We start from the raw sequence: 21,343 nt of genomic DNA on the forward strand, positions 1-21,343 counted from the left end.
GGTGGAAGAGTGGTCTGATAAGTATGCGGTGCCGTCGTTTCGGAATCGCCTCCGCAGCCGACCCGAAAGGCCCTCTGTGTCCCCGACGCCCGCCCGCATCACCGCGGTCGACACCCACGACATCCGCTTCCCCACCTCGCGCGAGCTCGACGGCTCCGACGCGATGAACCCGGACCCCGACTACTCGGCGGCCTACGTCGTCCTGTGCACGGACGCGGCCGACGGGCACGAGGGGCACGGATTCACCTTCACCATCGGGCGGGGCAACGAGGTGCAGGTCGCCGCGATCGACGCGCTGCGCGGACACCTGATCGGCCGCTCCGTCGACGACCTGTGCGCCGACCCGTCCACCCTGAACCGCGACCTGATCGGCGACAGCCAACTGCGCTGGCTCGGGCCCGAGAAGGGCGTGATGCACATGGCGATCGGCGCGGTCGTCAACGCCGTGTGGGACCTGGCCGCCAAACGCGCCGGCCTGCCGCTGTGGCGGCTGCTCGCCGAGGCCGACCCCGAATGGCTGGTCCGCCAGGTCGACTTCCGCTACCTCACCGACGCCCTCACCCCCGAGGAGGCCCTGACCCTCCTGCGCAGGGGCAGACCGGGCGCCGAGGAACGCAGGGCCTGGCTGCTGGAGCGCGGCTACCCCGCCTACACCACCTCGCCCGGCTGGCTCGGCTACGATGACGAGAAACTCACCCGGCTCGCGGACCGGGCGGTCGCCGACGGCTTCCGGCAGATCAAGCTCAAGGTCGGCGCCGACCTCGACGACGACATCCGCCGCTGCCGCGTGGCCCGCTCCGTCATCGGCCCGGACATCCGCATGGCCGTCGACGCCAACCAGCGCTGGGACGTCGACGAGGCCATCCGCTGGACCGAGGCCCTCGCCGAGTTCGACCCGTACTGGATCGAGGAACCCACCAGCCCCGATGACATCCTCGGCCACGCCGCGATCCGCCGGGCCGTCGCCCCCGTGAAGGTCGCCACCGGCGAGCACGTGCACAACCGGATCGTCTTCAAACAGCTCCTCCAGGCCGGGGCGCTCGACGTCGTCCAGATCGACGCGGCCCGTGTCGGCGGCGTCCCCGAGAACCTCGCGATCCTGCTGCTCGCGGCCAAGTTCGGCGTCCCCGTCTGCCCGCACGCGGGCGGTGTCGGACTGTGCGAACTCGTCCAGCACCTGTCGATGTTCGACTACGTGGCCCTGACCGGCACTACCCGGGACCGCGTCATCGAATACGTCGACCATCTGCACGACCACTTCCTCGACCCGGTGGCCATCCGCGAAGGTCGTTACACGGCACCCACCGCGCCGGGCTTCTCGGCCGCCATGCGGCCCGAGTCGCTGGCGCGGTACACCTACCCGGGCGGCGAGTTCTGGGCCGCCGACCTCGACAAACAGAAGAAGGGGCGGGCTGAATGAGCGACTTCGAGGGCATCAGAGCCCTGGTGACGGGCGGCGCCTCCGGCATCGGCCGGGCGACCGCGGAACTGCTGGCCGAGCGCGGCGCCCAGGTCGCCGTCCTCGATCTGGACCCGTCGTCGGTGGACAAGCCGCTGCTTGCCTACCGCGCGGACGTCACCGACGACGCGTCCGTGCGCGAGGCCGTGGCGGCGGCGGTCGCCGACCTGGGCGGGCACGGCGTCCTTGATGTACTGATCAACAACGCGGGCATCGGCGCCCAGGGCACCGTCGAGGACAACTCCGACGACGACTGGCACCGCGTCTACGACGTCAACGTCGTCGGCATGGTCCGTACCACCCGCGCCTGCCTGCCCCACCTGCGCGCCTCCGCGCACGCGGCGATCGTCAACACCTGCTCCATCGCGGCCACCGCGGGCCTGCCGCAACGCGCCCTGTACAGCGCCACCAAGGGCGCCGTGTACTCACTGACGCTCGCCATGGCGGCCGACCACGTCCGCGAGGGCATCCGCGTCAACTGCGTCAACCCGGGCACGGTCGACACGCCGTGGGTCGGCCGCCTCCTCGACACCGCCCCCGACCCGGCCGCCGAGCGCGCCGCCCTGGAGGCCCGCCAGCCCACCGGCCGCCTGGTCGGCGCCGGTGAGGTCGCGTGCGCCATCGCCTACCTGGCGAGCCCCCTGTCCGGCGCCACCACGGGCACCTCGCTCGCCGTCGACGGCGGCATGCAGGGCCTGCGGCTGCGCCCGGTGGCCCGGTGAACCGGCTCGGCGGCAGCGGCGTCGAGGTCAGCGCCCTGTCCTTCGGCGCGGCCGCGATCGGCAACCTGTACTCCGAGGTCGGCGAGGCGCAGGCCCACGACGCCGTGGAGGCCGCCTGGCAGCGCGGCATCCGCTACTTCGACACCGCCCCGCACTACGGCCTCGGCCTGTCCGAACGCCGCCTCGGCGCCGCCCTGCGCGACCACCCCCGCGACCGGTACACCGTCTCCACCAAGGTGGGCCGCCGCCTGGAACCCACGGACGGCACCGGCGACGACCTGGCGGGCGGCTTCGCGGTGCCCGCCACCCACCGCCGCGTCTGGGACTTCAGCGCCGACGGCATCCGCCGCACCCTGGAGGCAAGTCTGGAACGCCTGGGCCTCGACCGGGTCGACATCGTCTACCTCCACGATCCGGACGAGCACGCCGAATGGGCCTTCCGCGAGGGCTACCCGGCGCTGGAGAAGCTCCGCTCGGAGGGCGTGGTCGGGGCGATCGGCGCCGGGATGAACCAGGCGGAGATGCTCACCCGCTTCGTCCGCGACACCGACGTCGACGTGGTGCTGTGCGCCGGCCGCTACACCCTGCTCGACCAGAGCGCCCTCACCGGCCTGTTGCCCGCCGCCCAGGAACGCGGCACGTCCGTCGTCATCGGCGGCGCCTTCAACTCCGGCTTACTGGCCAATCCGCAGCCGGGCGCGAAGTACAACTACACCGTCGCACCCTCCGACCTGGTCCAGCGGGCGCTGCGCCTGAAGTCCGTCGCCCACCGTCACGGCACCACGCTGCGCGCCGCCGCCCTGGCCTTCTGCGCCGCCCACCCGGCCGTCGCGAGCGTCCTCGTCGGGGCCCGCTCGGCACACGAAGTCCGCGACTGCGCCCATCAGTTCGCCGCCCGCGTGCCCGCCGCGTTCTGGCAGGACCTGCGCGCCAAGGGCCTGCTGCCCGCCGACGCCCCCGTGCCCACCGAGGCGCCGTCGAAGGAGCCGTCATGAGAGTCGCCCTGCACACCGGGGTCCGCTCCGACCGTATCGCCGCGTACGAGGCCGCCCACCGCGAGGTGCCCGGGGAACTCACCGACGCCATCCACGCCGCGGGCTACGCCCGTCTCCTCGCCGAAGTGGAGAAACTGCCGGTCAACGTCGCCTGGCAGGCCCGCGTGGCCGAACTGCTGGACGTGGTGCACGACTACTCCGGCGAGGGCGCGGACGCCGGCCTGTCCGTCGTCCGGGAGCTGCCGTCATGACCGTGGTCGACGCCCACCACCACGTCTGGGACCTGTCCGTGCGGGACCAGGACTGGATCGCGGAAGGCTGCCCGATCCGGCGTGATTTCATGATGGCGGACCTCGCACCCGAGGCCCGCGCGGCGGGCGTCGACCGCACCGTCCTCGTCCAGACCGTGACCGTGCCCGAGGAGACCCCGGAGTTCCTGGCGCTGGCCGACGAGCACGAGCTGATCGCCGGGGTCGTCGGCTGGACCGACCTCACCCGCCCCGACGTCGCCGACGAGCTGGCCCGGCTGCGGGAACTGCCCGGCGGGCGGTACCTCAAGGGCATCCGGCACCAGGTCCAGGGCGAGCCGGATCCCGGGTGGCTGCTGCGTCCGGACGTACGCCGCGGCCTGACCGCCGTGGCCGACGCGGGGCTGGTGTACGACCTGGTCGTGCTGCCCCACCAGCTCCCCGCCTGCACCAAGGCGGCCGCAGACCTGCCGCACCTCACCTTCGTCCTGGACCACTTGGGCAAGCCGCCCATCGCCTCCGGCGCCCTCGAACCCTGGGCGTCCGACCTCCGCGCCCTCGCCGCGCGGCCCAACACCGTCTGCAAGCTCTCCGGCATGGTCACCGAAGCCGACCTCGCGTCCTGGAGGATCGACGACCTGCGCCCGTACGCCGGCACGGTGCTGGACGCGTTCGGCCCGGACCGCGTGATGTTCGGCTCGGACTGGCCGGTGTGCACCCTCGCGGCGGCCTACGGCGACGTGCTCGACACGGCACGCCGGCTGACCGACCCGGCCGGCCACGCCCGGATCTTCGGGGCCACCGCCACCCGTGTCTACGACCTCTGAGCGGTCTCCGCCAGCCGCGTCGGCGGCAGGTACTCCCGCACGTACGTCCGCTCCCAGCACGCGCCCGTCTCCCGCAGCTCGCGCCACGTCGTGTAGCGGTAGCGGAACAGGCGGGCGCGCACGTACCGCGGGGGCTCGTCCGGCGGGAACGGGGAGCGGCGCAGCAGCTTCAGCGTGTCGCGGTCGTTCTCCAGCAGCCGTTCCACCAGGGCGCCGAACCACGACCCGGCGTACGCGGGGGAGAGGGCCGCGAACCACATCAGCCAGTCGAGCCGCAGGTGGTACGGCGCGAACTGGCGCGGCCAGCGCCGGGGATCACCGGGCTTGCCCTTGAACTCGTACTCCCGCCAGTCCGAGTCCTCACGCGGTACGTCGTCGGCCGTGCCCTCGACGACCACCTCGTGGCGGACCCGGGTGACGCTGCCGAACGCGCCGTAGGTGTTGACCAGATGGAGCGGGTCGAAGGAGCGGTTCATGACCTGCCGGCGGGAGATCATGTTGCGGACCGGGTGGTAGCTCAGCCCCACCAGCAGCGCGGCGACCGCGAGGACCACGCTCTCGTACCAGAGCGGCGCGGCGGGCACGGACGGCGGATCGCTCGGGAACCGCACCGCTGACAGGGCGAGCACGATCGTGATCCAGTTCAGCCAGGCGAAGTTGCCCGACAGCACCAGCCACAGCTGGGTGACGATCATCAGCGCGGCAGCGGCGGTCGCGACCGGCTGCGGGGCGAACAGCAGGAACGGCACCACGAGTTGCGTGACGTGGTTCGCGGCCACCTCGACCCGGTGCAGGGGCCGGGGCAGATGGTGGAAGAACCAGCTGAGCGGCCCCGGCATCGGCTGCGTCTCGTGATGGTGGTCCAGGCAGGTCAGCTTCCGCCAGCACTCGTCGCCGCGCATCTTGATCAGCCCCGCGCCGAACTCCACGCGGAACAGGATCCAGCGCAGCAGGAACAGCACGACGACGGGCGGCGCCACCTCGTCGTTGCCCAGGAACACGGCGAGGAAGCCCACCTCCAGCAGCAGTGACTCCCAGCCGAACGAGTACCAGGTCTGCCCGACGTTGACGATCGACAGGTACAGCACCCACGGCACCAGCCACAGCAGCATGCCGCCCCACAGGGGCAGCAGCGAGTCGAGCCCGGCCAGCAACGCCACCGACACCGCGCAGCCCGTCCACGCGCAGACGGCGAAGAAGCGGTCCGAGTAGTGCAGCTGGAACAGGCTCGGCGCCCGCCGGAACGGCACCTGCCCGACGAACCGCGGCACCGGCAGCATGCCGCGCCGCCCGATCAGTGCGCGGAACTGCAACGCCGCCGTCAGGAACGCGACCAGGTACACGGCGGCCAGCGCCCGCTGGAAGACCAGCCGGGTCATCCAGTAGTCGGATGCGGTGAACCAGTCCACGCGCGTGCGCTCCTCCCCGTGCGTCGCCCGACCCGGTGTCACGCTGCGTGTACCACCGCTCCGGTTGCGCAACCCGAGTGAGTGAAGCAAACAATAGTGATCAATTACCTCATATGTACCTCATATGTGACGAAGCGAGCTGGAGGGTGAGGTGCGGACACCGACCGGGACCTTCGTCACGGCCTGCGCGCTCTCCGCGGCGCTCCTCCTCTCGGGCTGCGGCGGCGACAGCGTCGGTGGCAGCGCAGGCGGCGCCGCGGGCGCCGTCGGGGCGCTCTTCCTCCAGCCGGCCGCGGCGCAGGGGCCGTACCCCTTCACGGACTCCACGGCCACCACGACGGCTACCCCGTCCCCCACCTCCCGAACGCCGGAGACGGCCCGCCCGGGCGACGCCGCCCGGGTCTCCGCCGGTCTGAGCGGCCTGCGCACGCTCTCCGGCGCAACACCCGGCCTTTACGGCGGCATCGAGCGGACCGGCAGCTGCGACGCCACCCGGCAGATCGGCCACCTCACCCGCGACCGGGCCAGGACGCGCGCCTTCGCCCGGGTCGCGGGCGTCTCCCCGGCGTCCGTCCCCGACCACCTGCGCGGACTGACCCCGGTCGTACTGCGCGCCGACACCCGCGTCACCAACCACGGCTTCCGGGCCGGCCGGGCCGCCGGCTACCAGGCCGTCCTCCAGGCGGGCACCGCCGTCCTGGTCGACGACCGGGGTGTGCCGCGCGTCCGGTGCGCCTGCGGCAACCCGCTGCGCCCGCCCGTGGCCCTGCGCGGCACGCCGGACATCGAGGGCACCCCTTGGCCCGGCTACCGGCCCGGCCGGGTCGTCGTCGTGACCCCCGCACCGCAGGTGATCACCGACTTCACGATCGTCGACGTCACCACCCGTACCTGGATCGAGCGGCGCGTCGGCCACGACGTACGCCGCGACCGGGCCCTGCCGCCACCAGTCTGGACGACGGCGCCCCCGGCGCCGGCACCGGAGCCGTCCGAGCCACCGCCCCTCGTCCCGCGCGAGCCCGCCGTCTCCCCGGACCCGGACTCGGACAGCGCCTCGTCCTGGGACGCGCACTCCCCGAGTGACATGAGCCCCCCGGTCACCGCCACGGACGCGCCACCGCCCGGCGACACCGGCCCGCTGCCCGGCGAACCGTCCCCCGAAGGCCCTGAAGACCCCGGCGGCCCCGACGAGGTGGGTCCCGACACCGTGCCGGACCGTCCCGATCTGCCCGACGGAGCGGGGCTGATTCCCGACGATCCGGCCGCCGACAGCATCCTCGGCAGCCCCACGGACGTCTTCGGTAACTGAGGGCCGGTTCGGCGGAGTGGCCCGTAAACTCAGCACATCCGGTCGAAGAATCGGACGAATCCTGGCAAGGTGGGCCCATGGCTGATCGGGGAGCGAGCGCCCTGTCCCTCCCGGACGACTGGCCCGCCCACCCGGACGCGATCCTCGCGCTCAACCGGATGGGCAGCTTCGACTGGGATCTGGACACCGGCCTGATGCAGATGGACGCCCAGGCCCACGAAGTCTTCGACGTGCGCCCCGATGAGTACGACGACCACCCGGAGACCCTCGCCCAGCGCGTCCCGCCCGGTGAGGCCCGGCGGCTGGACACCGCGGTCACCCAGGCCCTGAAGGACGGCAGCGAGAACTACGGCGCCTATTTCCGCATCCGCTGCCGCGACGGCTCCCTGCGCTGGACTCACACGCAGGGCTACATCCGGCGCGACGGCACCGGACGGCCCCGCCGCATCATCGGCATCGTCCGGGACGCCACCCGGGAACTCGCCGAGAGCGAGGCCCGCACCGACCAGGCCGCCCGGGACGAGGCCCGTCGGCAGCAGACCAGCGTCGTCGAACTCACCACGGCCGCCCTCGCCCACGCCCGCACCGTCCAGGACGTCATCGACGTCCTCAAGGACACCCACGGCCTCACCCACCTGGGCGCCACCAGCCTCGTCATGGGCCTGGTCGAGGCCGGCCGCATCCGCCTGGTCGCCGAGGGACCCTCGGACAGCTTCGTGCCCGGCACCCGCATCACCCGGATCGACGAGCCCTACCCGATGAGCGAGGCCGTACGGACCCTCGCCCCCTGCTTCATCGAGTCGCCGGAGGAGTTCGCCGAGCGCTACCCGATCCTCTGGCCGCACATCACCGGCCTGAACATCACGTCCGCCGCCTATCTGCCGCTCATCGTCCAGGCGCAGCCGATCGGCGCGATGGGCCTGCTCTACAGCGACCGGCACGGCTTCACCCCCGAGGAGCGCAACATCCTCGTCGCCCTCGGCAGCAGCATCGCGCAGAGCCTCCAGCGGGCCATGTTCTACGAGCAGGAGATGGACCTCGCGCAGGGCCTGCAGCAGGCCATGCTGCCCCGGACCATTCCGAGCGTGCCCGGGGCCGACATCGCCGTCCGCTACCGCGCCGCCACCATCGGCGGCTCCCTCGGCCGTGACATCGGCGGCGACTGGTACGACCTGATCCCGCTGCCCGGCGGCCGGGTCGGCGCCGTCATCGGTGACGTCCAGGGCCACGACACGCACGCGGCCGCCGTCATGGGCCAGTTGCGCATCGTGCTGCGCGCCTACGCCGCCGAAGGGCACACCCCGGCGACCGTGATGGCCCGCGCCTCCGTCTTCCTGCACGAACTCGACACCGACCGCTCCGCGACCTGCCTCTACGCGGAGGCCGACCTGTCCACCGGCGTGCTCCAGATGGTCCGGGCGGGCCATATCGATCCGCTCGTACGGCAGACCGACGGCTCCTGCCGCCGCGTCACCGTCCCGGGCGGTCTGCCGCTCGGCCTGTCCGCCGAGTTCGGCCGCCTCGACTACCCGGTGGGCACCGTGGAACTGGACCCGGGCGAGACCCTGCTGCTGTGCACCGACGGCCTGGTGGAGCAGCCCGGCGCCGACCTCGACGACGGCATGCGCACCCTCACGGCGCTCGTCGCCACCGGTCCCGACGACGTACGGGACCTCGCCGACCGGCTCATCGACGTGGCCGCCGAACGCGGTGGCGACGACGACGTGGCGCTGCTCCTGCTGCGCCGGCGCGGCCCGGACGGCCCGCAGTCCGGCCGCCGGCTCCAGCGACACGTCGCCCCCGGCGATCCGGCGGCCCTGTCCGAGGCCCGGCACATGATCCACACCACGGTGGGCGTCTGGGGAGCCCGGGACCGCGCCGACGAGATCGAACTGGTCGCCGACGAGCTGATCACCAACGCCCTGCTGCACACCGAGGGCTCCGCGATCGTCACCCTGCGGGCCCTCAGCGGCTCCGAGCGCCGGCTGCGCGTCGAGGTCGAGGACTCCTCCAGCGCCCTGCCGCGCCGCCGCGAGGCGGGCGAGTCGGGCGTCTCCGGGCGGGGCCTGCTGCTGGTCGAGCTGCTCACCGACGTGTGGGGCGTGGAGGCACGCGGCGGCGGCAAGGCCGTGTGGTGCGAGTTCGTGGTGCCCGACCTCGACTGACCTCACGTGGCACTCTGGATTCATGCCGGAACTCCCCGAGGTCGAGGCGCTCAAGGACTTCCTCGCCGAGCACCTCGTCGGCCACGAGATCGTGCGGGTGCTGCCCGTCGCGATCAGCGTCCTGAAGACGTACGACCCGCCCCTGTCCGCTCTGGAGGGCCACGAGGTCGTCGCCGTACGCCGGTACGGCAAGTTCCTCGACGTCGGGACCGCGGACGGTCCGCACTTCGTGACGCACCTGGCCCGCGCCGGCTGGCTGCACTGGAAGGACCGCCTCCCCGACGGCCCGCCCCGCCCCGGCAAGGGCCCCCTCGCCCTGCGCGTGGCCCTGGAGACCGGCGCCGGCTTCGACCTGACCGAGGCCGGCACCCAGAAGCGGCTCGCGGTGTACGTCGTGGCCGACCCGCAGGAGGTCCCGGGCGTCGCCCGGCTCGGCCCGGACCCCCTGGCCGACGACTTCGACCAGGCCCGCCTCGCGGAGCTCCTGGCCGGTGAACGGCGGCAGCTCAAGGGCGCGTTGCGCGACCAGAGCCTGATCGCCGGGGTGGGCAACGCCTACAGCGACGAGATCCTGCACGCGGCGAAGATGTCGCCCTTCAAACTGGCCGCGTCCCTGACCGAGGAGGAGACCGGGCGGCTGTACGCGGCCCTGCGCGACACGCTCACCGAGGCCGTCGAACGCTCCCGGGGCGTGGCGGCCGGCCGGCTGAAGGCGGAGAAGAAGAGCGGCCTGCGCGTGCACGGCCGCACCGGCGAGCCCTGCCCGGTGTGCGGCGACACCGTGCGGGAGGTGTCCTTCAGCGACTCCTCGCTCCAGTACTGCCCGACCTGCCAGACCGGCGGCAGACCACTGGCGGACCGCAGGATGTCCCGGCTGCTGAAGTGACCGTCCCCGCCCTCACCGGGGCGGGCCCCGACCACTCGGACACGAGGTGGGTCGCGTCGTCCCGCAGCCGGCTGGTGGACGAGTCCAGGATGGAGTGGATGAGGCGCCGCAGCGTCTCGGGCGCCAGCTCGCCCGCCGCAGTCGCCCGGATGATGTAGTCGCCGAACCACTCCAGCCCGAACTCCGCGCCGTCGGCCCCCTGGCCTCGGTGACCCCGTCGGTGTACATCAGCACCCGGTCGCCCGGCTTCAGCCCGACTCGGACTCCTCCACCCGCGGGGACCGGGTGCGGTGGGTCCAGCCCGCGAGCGAGTCGTCGACGAGCAGGGGCGGGGCGACATCGGTGAGCGGGACGAGCCGGCGCTGCTGGAGGTCGGCGAGACAGACCACCGAGTGCTGGAGTCCCAGGGCCCTGGTGCAGCGGGCCGCCGCGGTGGTCAGGTCCAGCGCCGAGGTCTCCGGATCGGCGAGGAACTCCTCCAGGCGACCGTCGCCGGTCTCCGCCGTCGCCACCTCGTCTCCCCTCGCCGGGACCGCGGCACCCGGGACCTCCCGGGTGTGTCGTCCAGCAGTCTCACACCGGCGTGCGGGGAGCGCCCGGCGGCAGGGGCGGACGGATGGTCAGCGCGGCTGGAGCCTGACCAGGATCTCCCCGGCCGCCGAGCGGATCTCGTAGCGGGCGATCTCCGCCGGATGCATGGACGAGCTGGCCATCATCGTGTTGGGATGGGCGTCGTGGCCGGGCCCGTGCCAGCTGGTCGCTGTCTCCTCCGTGCCGTCGAGGCCGATGATCACCAGGTGGCAGGCGCGGGGGCCCGACGCGTCCTTCACCTTCAGCTCGACCTGGCTGCCCGAGGCCTCGTCCTCCGTCGTGACCTGCGCCCACACACCCGTCCGCGCATCGGTCGCCGCGACCGTCAGGGGCCCCTCGTCGCCGCCCTCGGCCATCATCGCGATCCCCGGTACCGACACGGCGAACACCACCGACGCGGCCAGGGCGAACAGCATGCGTCTGCGGCCGGCCCGGCGCCGGGTCGCCACCTCGGCCAGCAGCCGGTCCAGCATGCGCGGCCCGGGCTGCGCCGTCGGGTGCACGAACCGTGGCGTCGCCCGGCGGTACAGCATCAACTGCCGTGCCGTCGGGCCGAATTCCGTCACCTCTGCGGCGCACCGAGGGCACTCCATGAGGTGGTCCTCGAAGCGGAAGGCCTCCGCCTCGTCCAGCACGCCGAGCGCGTAGGCGCCGACGTCGCGATGCCGTTCCAGGGACCTCATGCCGAATCCTCGTGCCGTTGGGTGCGGGTGGGGTTACTCCTTGCTCCCACCGGTACGGACCAGGCAGCGGAATCACTCAAGCCGGTGACACAATCGCAACCAAAGGATTCGGAGCGCTCCGGCCCGCGGATTGGTCCGGGGCCGCAGAAATCTAAAAAAGATGGATGGCGAGGTGTCCCAGCGGCAGTCCGAGCTGCCAGGCGGGCGTCCAGACCTTCGGCCCCTCGTCCTCCCCGACCACCGGAGCGCCGCCCGGCACCGCGTTCAGGTCGGGCGCGAGCAGCTCCGTCTCCTGGAGCCAGCGCCAGGCCTCCTCCGCCAGGTCCAGGTCCGGCGCGGGCCGGCCCGACTGCGCGGCTCGGGCGGCGAGCTCGGCCAGCCGCTCGCGCACCCACTCCTGCCACGGCTGGTCGTACGCCGTCAGTGACAGCCAGGTCTCCAGCTGCGTGACGACCCGGATACCGGACAGCTCCCCCTCGGTGTCGGAGAGGAAGATGGTCAGCGCCAGGGCATCCCGCCCCGCGCGGAACTCGAAGGACGTCGGCGGCATCAGATCGCCGGTCCGCAGCAGTTCGTCGGCGATGTACTCGGCGTACAACCACGCCATGGGGACGGTCAGTTCGCCGCCGCCGTCCGTGTTCTCGTGACCTCTGTGCAGCATCCCTTCCTGCCTTCCTCCGGTACGTGCGCGTCGCCCGACACCGGGCCCCCGGGGCGCTGACGGCCCCATCCGGAACACGGATGGGAACAGCCGATTACTCAACCGGGGTCCTCAGCAAGGCGCTTTACGGAGGTTTGACTCAGTCATGGGTTTCAGCGCAGGTCGGCGGCGTATCCCGGAAGCACCCGGCGCAGGGCGCGCAGCGCGTAGTACGCGCGGGACTTCACGGTACCGGGCGGGATGCCGAGGGTCGCCGCGGCTTCCGCCACACTCGCCCCCTGGAAGTACACGAGCACCAGGACTTCACGGTGTTCCGGAGTGAGTGTCTTCACAGCTTGGCGGACGTCGAGCATCGCCGCGGCCCGCTCGGCGTGGTCGGAGATGACCCGCGCGTTCTCCAGCACCGCGTCGCCGACCTCGGCGGGCCGGGCCTGCCGGGCTCGCCGGGCGTCGATCGCGAGCCGTCGCCCGACGGTCATCAGCCAGGGCCGTACGGAGTCGAAGTCGTCGGCGCGCAGCGCCTCGGGGTGCTGCCAGGCACGCACCAGCGTCTCCTGGACCAGGTCCTCCGCGCGCTGCCGGTCGCCGTCGCAGAGCCGGAGCAGGAGCGCGAAAAGGGGCCGGCCGTGCTCCCGCTGCAGTGCGGCGAGCTCGTGCTCGGCGGTCGTCCCGTTCATGAGAGTGGATCCGGCCGTCATGGCCGTATGCCACCGCAGGGCGCAGCAGGGGGGACAGGGCACGTACCGGCCTGTGCGGCGGACGGTCGATCGCGTCGACGAACGGTTCGACGAACGGTCGGGGCGCCCGGCCATGTGGGTGCCGGACGGGCTGATGGGCGTGTCGGAGCCGCGTGGGGAGCTGTGAGCCTTCTTTCCTGTTCGTGTGTAAATACGACCACAACGCCCACAGTGGGGTGAATGGATGATCGCACGCAGTCGACAGGCGGCCCTGGCCCTGACCGTCGCCCTCGCCGCGGGTGCCGCCTGCCAGGCCCGCAGCCACGAACCCACCGGCCCCGGACGCCCGGCACCGTCCGTGGCCGGACCCCGCGGCTTCACACTGGTCGCCTCCGGCGACGTCCTCCCGCACAGCACGATCATCGACCGGGCCGGCTTCGACGCCGGCGGCACCGGCTACGACTTCCGGCCGATGCTCGCGGGGATCCGCTCCGTCGTCTCCCGCGCCGACGTGGCCCTGTGCCACATGGAGACCGTCTACGGCGCGAACGGCGACTACACCGGCTACCCCGCCTTCAAGTCCCCGCCCGAGGTCGCCCGGGCCCTCGCCGCCACCGGCTACGACGGCTGCTCCACCGCCTCCAACCACACCCTCGACGACGGCGCCGACGGCATCCGCCGCACCCTCGACGCCCTCGACCGCGCGGGCGTACGGCACGCCGGCTCGGCACGCGCCGAGGAGGAGGCCCGTACGGTGACGGTCCTCCAGGCGGGACCGGCGAAGATCGCCCACCTCGCCTACACCTACGGCACCAACGGCATCCCGCTCCCGGACGGACAGCCCTGGGCCGTGAACCTCATCGACGAGGCCCGGGTCCTCGCGGACGCCCGGGCCGCGCGCCGGGCCGGCGCCGACGTGGTCGTCGTCTCCCTGCACTGGGGCACCGAGTGGCAGGACGCCCCCGACGAGCAGCAGCTGACCCTGGCCCGCAGCCTCACCGCCGCCCGTAGCGAGGGCCGCCCCGACATCGACCTGATCCTCGGCACCCACGCGCACGTCCCGCAGGCCTACGAGAAGGTCAACGGCACCTGGGTGATCTACGGCATGGGCGACCAGATCGCCGGCGAGATGACCAACCACCAGGGCGCCCGGGACCCGCGCGGCAACCAGTCCACCCTCGGCCGCTTCACCTTCGCCCCGCCCGCCCGGCCGGGCGGGCGCTGGGAGGTGACGAAGGCAGAGTTCGTCCCGCAGCTGTTCGACGTCGACGCCGGCCGGGTCGTCAACCTCAACCGGGCGATCGCCCAGGGCGCCGGCGTCGAGGCCGTCCGCGACCGCATCCGCGACGTCGTGCTCAGCCGGGGCGCGGCCGAGGACGGCCTGGTGATGGGGGAGTAGGGCCTCACTCGCCGTCAGGGCGGCGCCTTGCCGGCTCCGAGCGACGGTAGGAGTACGCGAAGTAGACCACGAGCCTCAGCGCGAACCAGACGGCGAACCGCGCCCAGGCCACTGGAGGAAGGTGATGAGCCAGATCGACAAGACGATGCCCACCGCCGGCACGACCGGCATCCACGGCGTACGGAAGGTGCGCGGCAGGTCCGGCTGCCGGTGGCGCAGCACGATCACCGCCGCGCACACCACCACGAACGCCAGCAGGATGCCGATGTTGGTCAGCTCGGCCGCCTCGCCGATCGGCAGGAACGCGGCGATGGCGGCCGACGCGAACCCCACGATCCAGGTGACCCGCGTGGGCACGTGCCGCGTCGGGTGCGTCTTGGCGAACCACTGGGGCAGCAGCCCGTCACGGGACATCGAGAACCACACGCGGGTCACGCCCAGCATGAACGTCGGGCGCTCACCGTCCTGGTGACCGGGCTCGCCGTGGCGATCCTGGCCGGCTGGGGTCTCGTCGAGGCGTTCCCGGAACGCTGCCCCGCGGCGAACGCCTGGCCTGGGCGGCGAACCGGGTCCTGGGCGGCCTGGTGCCCGCGGGCAGCATCGACGGCCGCCCGCCGCACGCCCTGTTCTTCCTGCTCGGCCTGTTCGGCGCGCTCGCCCTGCTGAACGCCGCCGCCACCCTGTTCCGCTCGCAGCGCCTGGAAGCCGCCCTGCACGACGACGAGGAGGCCCGCATCCGCGCCCTCCTCGCCCGCTACGGCGACCAGGACTCCCTCGGCTACTTCGCCACCCGTCGCGACAAGGCCGTCGTCTTCTCGCCCAGCGGCAAGGCCGCCGTCACCTACCGCGTCGAGGCCGGCGTGTGCCTGGCGAGCGGGGACCCGGTGGGCGACCGGGAGGCCTGGCCGCACGCGATCGCCGCCTGGCAGGAGGTGGCCCGCCGACACGCCTGGGTGCCCGCCGTGATGGGCGCGTCCGAGGAGGGCGCCAGGGCCTTCGTCCGCGCCGGGCTCGGCGCGCTCCAGCTCGGCGACGAGGCGATCCTGCACGACCTCGACGGCCGCGACATGCGCGTCACCCGCCAGGCCGTCAACCGCGTCCGCCGCACCGGCGCGACCTGCCGCGTCCGCCGTCACTCCACCCTGGGCGAGGAGGAGACGCGGCAGATCGTCGAACGGGCCGACGCCTGGCGCGACACCGAGACCGAGCGCGGCTGCTCCATGGCCCTGGACCGGCTCGGCGACCCGGCCGACGGCGACTGCCTCCTCGTCGAGGCCCACGACAAGGACGGCCGCCTCCTCGCCCTCCAGTCCTTCGTGCCCTGGGGCAGGGACGGCGTCTCCCTGGACCTGATGCGCCGTGACCGCACCGCCCCCAACGGCGTCATGGAGTTCATGGTCGCCGAACTGTGCCACGCCGCACCGAAACTGGGCGTGCGCAGGATCTCGCTGAACTTCGCCGTCTTCCGCTCGGTGTTCGAGGAGGGCGCCCGCATCGGCGCCGGGCCGGTGCTCCGCCTCTGGCGCCGCCTGCTGCTGTTCTTCTCCAAGTGGTGGCAACTGGAGGCCCTGTACCGGTCCAACGCCAAGTACCACCCCGAGTGGTACCCCCGCTTCCTCTGCTACGCGGAGGCCGCCTCCCTCGCCCGGGTCGGACTCGCATCCGGCGTCGCCGAGGGCTTCGTCTCCGTACCGTCGATGCGCACGTTGTGAGGAAGAGGAAGAGGGCACTCGAAGGGCGGACAGCGGCCCGCCACCACGGAGGGGCTGCCGTCACTGGCGGCGCTCGGCCTCGCCGGAGGGGACGGGACCGAGCCCGCCGACCCTCTCGCCGCCCTGCCCGACCAGGTTCGGGTCCGGCACCGCAGCCTGGCCGACCCGGAGGCCAAGGTCCGCCGCCGCTACCTCGACCTGGTCGCGAGCCCCGACGCCCGCGAGGTGATCCGCGCCCGCTCCACCGCCGTCCAGGCGCTGCGCCAGGGCCTGCTGGAACGCGGCTACCTGGAGGTCGAGATACCGATGCTCCAGCAGATCCACGGCGGCGCCAACGCCCGCCCCTTCACCACCCACATCAACGCCTACGACCTCGACCTCTACCTGCGCATCGCCCCGGAGCTGTACCTGAAGCGGCTGTGCGTCGGCGGCCTGGAGAAGGTCTTCGAGCTGGGCCGCACCTTCCGCAACGAGGGCGTCTCCTACAAGCACAACCCCGAGTTCACCATGCTGGAGGCCTACCAGGCCTTCGCCGACCACGACGTGATGCTCGACCTCGTCCGCGAACTCGTCCAGGGCGCCGCGACCGCCGCCTTCGGCACGCCCGTGGCCCACAAGGACGGCAAGGAGTACGACATCTCCGGGCCGTGGCCGGTCAGGACCGTTTACGCTGCCGTCAGCGAGGCCCTCGGCGAGGAGATCCACCCGGGCACGGACATCGAGACCCTCAAGCGCCTGTGCGACCGCGCGGGCGTGCCGTACACCGCCGACGACGGCCACGGCGACGTCGTCCTGGAGATGTACGAGCGGCTGGTGGAGGAGCGGACCCGGTTGCCGACCTTCGACAAGGACTTCCCGACCGACGTCTCCCCGCTCACCCGGCAGCACCGCACCGACCCGCGCCTCGCCGAACGCTGGGACCTCGTCGCCTTCGGCACCGAACTGGGCACCGCCTACTCGAGCTGACCGACCCCGTCGAGCAGCGCCGCCGCCTCACCGCCCAGTCCCTTCTCGCCGCCGGGGGCGATCCCGAGGCGATGGAACGCGACGAGGACTTCCTCGACGCCCTGGAGTACGCCATGCCGCCCACCGGCGGCCTCAGCATCGGCGTCGACCGGCTGGTCATGTTCCTCACCGGGCTGACGATCCGGGAGACCCTGCCGTTCCCCCTCGTGCGCCGCCACTGACCCTTCCGCGTGGGCCATTCGGGTGAAAACATGCCGCCGCACCGGTGTTGCTCAGGTGCGTCGGCCTTCCGCCGGGCGACTGATGAGTCATGAAGAAGGATCAGTTGCTCACCCGTCGCCGGCTGTTGATCGCGGGCACCGGCGCCGTGGGAGCGGCCGCCACGGCCGGTGTGCTCACGGCGGTCACCGGGGACGGCCCCGCCGGGTCCGACCCGGTCGCGGGGCCCCAGGCCCGCCGCCCGCTCGGCTCCTCCGCGTACCGCCTCCAGCCCCTGACCGGATACGGCCCGCCGCAGGCCGCGCCCCGCCGGACCCTGGTACGCCGCGAACCGCTGCTGCGCGTCTCCGGCCGCGGTCGCACCATGGTGCTGACCTTCGACGACGGCCCCGACCCCCGCTACACCCCGGACATCCTCGACATCCTGGCCGAGTACGACGTGCGCGCGATGTTCTTCGTGTGCGGCGAGAAGGTCGCCGGCAGCCCGAACCTGCTGGCCCGGATGGCCGACGAGGGCCATGTCGTCGGGAACCACACCTGGTCCCACCCGATGCTCACCCGCCTCACCCGCCGGCAGATCCGCTCCCAGATGGAACGCACCTGCGACGTCATCGAGGAGGCCTGCGGTGAGCCCCCCGAGTGGTTCCGCGCCCCCTACGGCGCCTGGAACCGTGCCGCCTTCCAACTGGGCGCCGAACTCGGCATGGAAGCGCTCGGCTGGACGCTCGACACCCTCGACTGGGCCAAGCCCGGCACCCGCGCCATTGTCCGCCGGGTGGAACGCGGCGCCGCCCCCGGCGTCGTGGTGCTCTCGCACGACGCCGGGGGCGACCGCTCGCAGAGCGTGCGGGCCCTGCGACGCTATCTGCCCGAACTGCTGGACTCCGGCTACCACGTCACCGTGCCCCGGCGGCACTACGCGTGAGACATGCCGTCGGGGCATGAGACATGGCGTCGGGCCTTCGCCCGCCCGGCCGGGAACGCTCAGCGCGGGAACGCTCAGCGCACCTCGACCAGGCGGGCGAAGGCGACGACGTTGCCCTCGTAGCCGTTCTGCTGGGAGAAACCGCCGCCGCAGGTGATGACCCGCAGCTCCGCCGTGCCCTTGGAGGCGTAGACGCGGTCGCCGGGGAAGTTGTCCTTCTCGAAGACCTCGACGCCGTAGATCTCGAAGACGGCGGTCTTTCCGTCCTGTCGGGCGACCTCGACGCCGTTCCCCTTCTTGAGGGCCCCGAGTCCGTAGAACACGGCGGGGCCCTGCTGGTTGTCGACATGGCCGACGACGACCGCGGTGCCCTTCTCGCCGGGGGTGACGGCACCGGTGAACCAGCCGGCCAGGTTCGGGTCCTCCGGGGGCGGCGCGCCGACCCAGCCGTCCGCGTCCAGGCCCACGGGAATGATCGGCGCGTCGACCTGGATCGCGGGGATCCTGACCCGGTCCGGGAGGGCGTAGGGGAGGGGCTTGACGGCGCTGCCGCCGACCCCGGCGAAGGTGTCCCCGGGCACGCGGCTGTCCGCCGCGGCCGCGGTCGCCGGCTGCGGCGGGCCCTCGTCGAATTCCCCCGAACCATTCCGGATGAGCGCGAGGCCGGTCAGCAGAACCAGCGCTATCACGCCCCACGGGGCGCGCTTCTTCCGCCGCGCCTCCTCTTCCGCCTCGGCCAGCTCGGACGCAGACATGGGCCATCCCCTCTCGACGCGGCCGTCGCCGTGTCGTTCGCGCATACCAGAACGCTAAGTGCCGCGCCCGAAACCGGCGACGGGACAGGAGCGAACGGGTGGCCCCGGGGCTGCCGGGGGTGGCCCAGGGCTGTCGGAGCTGGTTCCGGGACCATGAGGTGCGCCATCCGAGTTGCCGCCGTGAGGAATTTTCTGACCGTCCGTGACCTGCGGCGATATCCGATTGTGCGGAGGTCCCGCGGTGCCTTCTCTCACCGGGACGGACTATTCCCGAAATGCGGGTCGGCGCAAGGCGACTGACTGTCTTTCTGGGAGGCGCTTTCTCGCCGATCGACCGGGGACGGGTCCCGGGGCGTCTTCCGCGGAGGTTCACATGCGTAACACTCGTGCCCTGGCGGTCGCCGGCGCCGCGGTCGCCGCCCTCGGCCTCTCCGCCCCCGCTGCCGTCGCGTGGGACACACCCAGCAACATCGTCGCCCTGCCCAGCGTGATCGCCCGCGGCGGCCAGCTGACCATCACGGTCGACGGCTGCCGCCACGGTGGCACGGCGACCTCTGACGCGTTCACGATGCCGGCGAGGCTCTCGCCCACCTCCGGCGCGAAGGAGACGGCGAGGGGTACCGCCACCATCAGGAACAACGCCCACCCGGGGCCGTACGACATCACGGTCACGTGCGACGGCAAGAGTCTGACCAAGCCTCAGGCCTTCAGTGTCATCGGCGGTGTCCGCGGCGGTATCGGCGGCAGCAGCACCACCGGTGCGACTCCGACCGACATGGCCATCGGCGGTGGGCTCGTGGCCGCCGCGGTCGTCGGCGGCGGGGTGTTCTGGATGCGCCGCCGTGCCGAGCGGCACGTCTGACGCCTCAATTCCCGCTCCTTCGACGAGCCGCCTCGCACGTGAACGGTCTTCGCCCCGGATCCCTCGACGGATCCGGGGCGAAGACCTGCGCGATGCGCGGACCGGTCAGCCGGCGTCCTCGTCGGTGCGGCGGCGTGCGAAGTGGTTCGCCGTGCCCAGCGCGCCGGCGATGAGCAAGGCGCCGAGACCGATCTCCTTGAGGTCGAAACCGGCGAGGGTGCCGCCCTCTCCGGCGTGCACGCCCTTCGACGGGTGGCGGTGGTGGTCCGAGGGGTGACGCGTGGGGTGGTGGGTGGGGTGATGCGTCGGACGGCCGCCGGCGATGGTCAGGCGCGCGGTGCCGCTCGACTCGTCACAGACGAACTCCACGTCGTACACGGCGCCGGGCTTGGCGTCCCAGTCGACCCTGGTCGTCGCCGACGACTCCTCCGGCGGGATGACGACCACGTCGAAGACCGGTGAGGAGACCGCCGCCTCACCCTCGCAGGCTTTGTTGCGCTCCACCCGCAGCGTGACCCGACCGCCCGCCGCGACGGTGGAGGGCTCGACGCCGAAACCGAAATCGGTCTGCATGGCGGCGTCGGCCGGCATGCAGGAGGTGAGGGCGCCGGCGCCCAGCAGTACGGCCGAGGCCGAAGCGGCGCATATCGCGCGCATGTGAATCCTCCGGGTCCCCGAGGAGCAGCCGCGGACCTGTTCCGCTCACGTCATAAATGCACCTCGATGCCCGAAACGCTAAGAACGCGCGCACGGCGGCGCGATCGCAGTAGCGCGAATGGGGCACACGTATGGGCCGCCTGGCGGAACCCGGTTGACGCGGCCGGGGGACGGCGACGGTGTGTCGCTCGCCCCCGGCCGGGTTCCGTGGTGCGGGTGCCGTCAGTCCCCGGCGCCGGGGAAGAGGTTCAGGAACGGGTCCGCCGACGCGGTCACGCCCCTGCTGTAGGGCGAGTCGAAGTCCCAGATCAGAAACAGCAGGAAGGCGATCAGTGCCGAGAACAGCCCGGCGAGGACCAGTTCACGCGTCGTTCTGCGGATCTGGAGGGCGAAGATCATCCCGATGGTGACGACGGCTCCGGTGATCAGCCCGAACCACACCACGCCCGGCATGGTCTCCCCGGTCGACTCCGCCCGGGCGATCCGGGCCTGGCTGGCCGCGGTCACCTGGTCGAGGAGCGGCTGGTAGGCCTGGGCCTGGAAGTCCGTCTCCGGTTCGTAGTCGGTGACGTCCTGGCGGACACGCTCGAAGAGCTCACGGCCGCGCTCGGTGACCTGGCCCTTGTCGGCCATGGTGTCCCACTCGGTGGTGACGACATGGCTCACGTACGTGTGGATGTCGTCCCGGATGCGGTCGCGTACGTCGTCCGGGTAGACCCGGACCCGCTCCGAGATCTCGTGCAGCGCGGTGGCCTCCGCCTGGACGTGGTCCTGGGCGGCGCTGCGCCCCTCCCACACACCGGCGATCGCCAGACCCAGGACGATGGCGTACACCACGCCGATCCACATCGTCATGTACTCGATGACGTCAGGGGTCTCGCTGGGGTCCTCGTCTTCGGACGCCGTGCGATGGCGTACGAAGGTGATGACGACCACCACCACACAGGCGGCCAGCATCGCGAGGGTGAGAACAAGCCATTCCGGCAAGAGATGCCTCCAGAGCTTCAGGGGTCAGCGCGCGCGCAGCGCGGCGACGGCGACCACCGCGGGCACCGTGACGAGCAGGACGAAGGTGAGCGGCGACATGCTGTTGCTCGCCGGTCGTGGCCGCGGCGCGGCGCGGTACCGGGGGTAGTGCACGGGTGTCGCGGACGGACGCGGGGTGGGCTTCGCCGACGGCTTCGGGGCCGGGGCGGGGAGCGGGGGAGGTACGGGC

22 protein-coding genes and 2 pseudogenes are annotated in these 21,343 nt (G+C 72.4%); 13 read left to right on the forward strand and 11 right to left on the reverse strand.

Annotation, left to right across the window (positions count from 1 at the left end; all coding sequences use genetic code 11):
• Positions 1-76: 76 nt before the first annotated feature.
• The 5 genes from HDA41_RS36165 to HDA41_RS36185 are packed head-to-tail and all read left to right on the forward strand — an operon-like array spanning position 77 to position 4,251.
• Positions 77-1,420 carry an L-fuconate dehydratase gene (locus HDA41_RS36165; RefSeq protein ID WP_184991590.1) on the forward strand — a complete coding sequence of 448 codons (1,344 nt, stop codon included), beginning with the start codon at positions 77-79 and terminating at the stop codon, positions 1,418-1,420.
• A complete protein-coding gene (locus HDA41_RS36170; protein WP_184991592.1) occupies positions 1,417-2,181 on the forward strand; it encodes an SDR family NAD(P)-dependent oxidoreductase in 765 nt (254 codons plus the stop codon). Before HDA41_RS36165 ends, HDA41_RS36170 begins: the two co-directional genes overlap by 4 nt.
• Positions 2,178-3,176, forward strand: a complete 999-nt coding sequence (locus HDA41_RS36175) for an aldo/keto reductase (RefSeq protein WP_184991594.1) — start codon at positions 2,178-2,180, stop codon at positions 3,174-3,176. Before HDA41_RS36170 ends, HDA41_RS36175 begins: the two co-directional genes overlap by 4 nt.
• Complete coding sequence (locus tag HDA41_RS36180) at positions 3,173-3,427, forward strand: L-rhamnose mutarotase (RefSeq protein WP_184991596.1); 255 nt, start codon at positions 3,173-3,175, stop codon at positions 3,425-3,427. The genes HDA41_RS36175 and HDA41_RS36180 overlap by 4 nt, the downstream gene beginning before the upstream one ends.
• The gene (locus HDA41_RS36185) at positions 3,424-4,251 is read left to right on the forward strand and encodes an amidohydrolase family protein (RefSeq protein ID WP_184991598.1); all 828 of its coding nucleotides are present in this window, start codon (positions 3,424-3,426) and stop codon (positions 4,249-4,251) included. Before HDA41_RS36180 ends, HDA41_RS36185 begins: the two co-directional genes overlap by 4 nt.
• On the opposite strand, the gene HDA41_RS36190 is transcribed toward HDA41_RS36185, so the two are convergent.
• A complete protein-coding gene (locus HDA41_RS36190) occupies positions 4,239-5,660 on the reverse strand; it encodes a lipase maturation factor family protein (protein WP_184991600.1) in 1,422 nt (473 codons plus the stop codon). The genes HDA41_RS36185 and HDA41_RS36190 overlap by 13 nt on opposite strands.
• Before the next feature lie 151 nt (positions 5,661-5,811).
• On the opposite strand from HDA41_RS36190, the gene HDA41_RS36195 reads away from it, so the two are divergent.
• From HDA41_RS36195 to HDA41_RS36205, 3 genes are all read left to right on the forward strand, one after another.
• Positions 5,812-6,969, forward strand: coding sequence for a DUF6777 domain-containing protein (locus HDA41_RS36195; RefSeq protein WP_184991602.1), 1,158 nt, complete (start codon positions 5,812-5,814; stop codon positions 6,967-6,969).
• A 77-nt stretch (positions 6,970-7,046) separates the two neighbouring features.
• Entirely contained in the window at positions 7,047-9,134 is a 2,088-nt protein-coding gene (locus HDA41_RS36200) for a SpoIIE family protein phosphatase (protein ID WP_184991604.1), read from the forward strand.
• A gap of 22 nt (positions 9,135-9,156) precedes the next feature.
• Complete coding sequence (locus HDA41_RS36205; protein ID WP_184991606.1) at positions 9,157-10,020, forward strand: Fpg/Nei family DNA glycosylase; 864 nt, start codon at positions 9,157-9,159, stop codon at positions 10,018-10,020.
• 12 nt (positions 10,021-10,032) lie between these two features.
• Here the strand turns inward: HDA41_RS36205 and HDA41_RS41905 are convergent, their stop codons facing one another.
• From HDA41_RS41905 to HDA41_RS36230, 5 genes are all read right to left on the reverse strand, one after another.
• Complete coding sequence (locus HDA41_RS41905) at positions 10,033-10,320, reverse strand: SpoIIE family protein phosphatase (RefSeq protein WP_358980427.1); 288 nt, start codon at positions 10,318-10,320, stop codon at positions 10,033-10,035.
• Positions 10,269-10,532, reverse strand: coding sequence for a hypothetical protein (locus HDA41_RS36215; protein WP_184991608.1), 264 nt, complete (start codon positions 10,530-10,532; stop codon positions 10,269-10,271). Before HDA41_RS36215 ends, HDA41_RS41905 begins: the two co-directional genes overlap by 52 nt.
• A gap of 108 nt (positions 10,533-10,640) precedes the next feature.
• Positions 10,641-11,294, reverse strand: coding sequence for a zf-HC2 domain-containing protein (locus tag HDA41_RS36220; RefSeq protein WP_184991610.1), 654 nt, complete (start codon positions 11,292-11,294; stop codon positions 10,641-10,643).
• 151 nt (positions 11,295-11,445) lie between these two features.
• Positions 11,446-11,955 carry a hypothetical protein gene (locus HDA41_RS36225; RefSeq protein ID WP_184991613.1) on the reverse strand — a complete coding sequence of 170 codons (510 nt, stop codon included), beginning with the start codon at positions 11,953-11,955 and terminating at the stop codon, positions 11,446-11,448.
• Between the two features lie 152 nt (positions 11,956-12,107).
• Positions 12,108-12,653, reverse strand: a complete 546-nt coding sequence (locus tag HDA41_RS36230) for a sigma-70 family RNA polymerase sigma factor (protein ID WP_184991615.1) — start codon at positions 12,651-12,653, stop codon at positions 12,108-12,110.
• On the opposite strand from HDA41_RS36230, the gene HDA41_RS36235 reads away from it, so the two are divergent.
• A complete protein-coding gene (locus HDA41_RS36235; protein ID WP_184991616.1) occupies positions 12,652-12,819 on the forward strand; it encodes a hypothetical protein in 168 nt (55 codons plus the stop codon). The genes HDA41_RS36230 and HDA41_RS36235 overlap by 2 nt on opposite strands.
• Before the next feature lie 57 nt (positions 12,820-12,876).
• A complete protein-coding gene (locus tag HDA41_RS36240) occupies positions 12,877-14,031 on the forward strand; it encodes a CapA family protein (protein ID WP_184991618.1) in 1,155 nt (384 codons plus the stop codon).
• A gap of 4 nt (positions 14,032-14,035) precedes the next feature.
• On the opposite strand, the pseudogene HDA41_RS36245 reads toward HDA41_RS36240, so the two are convergent.
• Positions 14,036-14,481 (reverse strand): annotated as a pseudogene (locus tag HDA41_RS36245) (APC family permease); the annotation flags it as partial.
• Here HDA41_RS36245 and HDA41_RS40690 point away from each other — a divergent pair.
• Both HDA41_RS40690 and HDA41_RS36265 read left to right on the forward strand, forming a co-directional pair.
• A pseudogene (locus tag HDA41_RS40690) lies at positions 14,479-16,930 on the forward strand (phosphatidylglycerol lysyltransferase domain-containing protein); the annotation flags it as partial. The pseudogenes HDA41_RS36245 and HDA41_RS40690 overlap by 3 nt on opposite strands.
• Before the next feature lie 89 nt (positions 16,931-17,019).
• Positions 17,020-17,853, forward strand: a complete 834-nt coding sequence (locus HDA41_RS36265) for a polysaccharide deacetylase family protein (RefSeq protein WP_184991624.1) — start codon at positions 17,020-17,022, stop codon at positions 17,851-17,853.
• Between the two features lie 74 nt (positions 17,854-17,927).
• On the opposite strand, the gene HDA41_RS36270 is transcribed toward HDA41_RS36265, so the two are convergent.
• Positions 17,928-18,608 (reverse strand): class F sortase, encoded by a 681-nt coding sequence (locus HDA41_RS36270; protein WP_184991626.1) that lies wholly within the window; start codon positions 18,606-18,608, stop codon positions 17,928-17,930.
• Positions 18,609-18,981: 373 nt separating this feature from the next.
• On the opposite strand from HDA41_RS36270, the gene HDA41_RS36275 reads away from it, so the two are divergent.
• Positions 18,982-19,470: a hypothetical protein gene (locus tag HDA41_RS36275; protein ID WP_184991628.1), complete on the forward strand. Its 489-nt coding sequence runs from the start codon at positions 18,982-18,984 to the stop codon at positions 19,468-19,470.
• Positions 19,471-19,575: 105 nt separating this feature from the next.
• Here the strand turns inward: HDA41_RS36275 and HDA41_RS36280 are convergent, their stop codons facing one another.
• The 3 genes from HDA41_RS36280 to HDA41_RS41910 form a co-directional block, all read right to left on the reverse strand.
• Positions 19,576-20,127, reverse strand: a complete 552-nt coding sequence (locus HDA41_RS36280; RefSeq protein WP_184991630.1) for a hypothetical protein — start codon at positions 20,125-20,127, stop codon at positions 19,576-19,578.
• A 222-nt stretch (positions 20,128-20,349) separates the two neighbouring features.
• Positions 20,350-21,084 carry a bestrophin-like domain gene (locus HDA41_RS36285; RefSeq protein WP_184994033.1) on the reverse strand — a complete coding sequence of 245 codons (735 nt, stop codon included), beginning with the start codon at positions 21,082-21,084 and terminating at the stop codon, positions 20,350-20,352.
• Positions 21,085-21,138: 54 nt separating this feature from the next.
• Positions 21,139-21,267: a hypothetical protein gene (locus HDA41_RS41910; RefSeq protein WP_260423385.1), complete on the reverse strand. Its 129-nt coding sequence runs from the start codon at positions 21,265-21,267 to the stop codon at positions 21,139-21,141.
• Positions 21,268-21,343: the final 76 nt, after the last annotated feature.

The sequence above is a fragment of the Streptomyces caelestis genome, from assembly GCF_014205255.1.
Lineage (GTDB): Bacteria > Actinomycetota > Actinomycetes > Streptomycetales > Streptomycetaceae > Streptomyces > Streptomyces caelestis.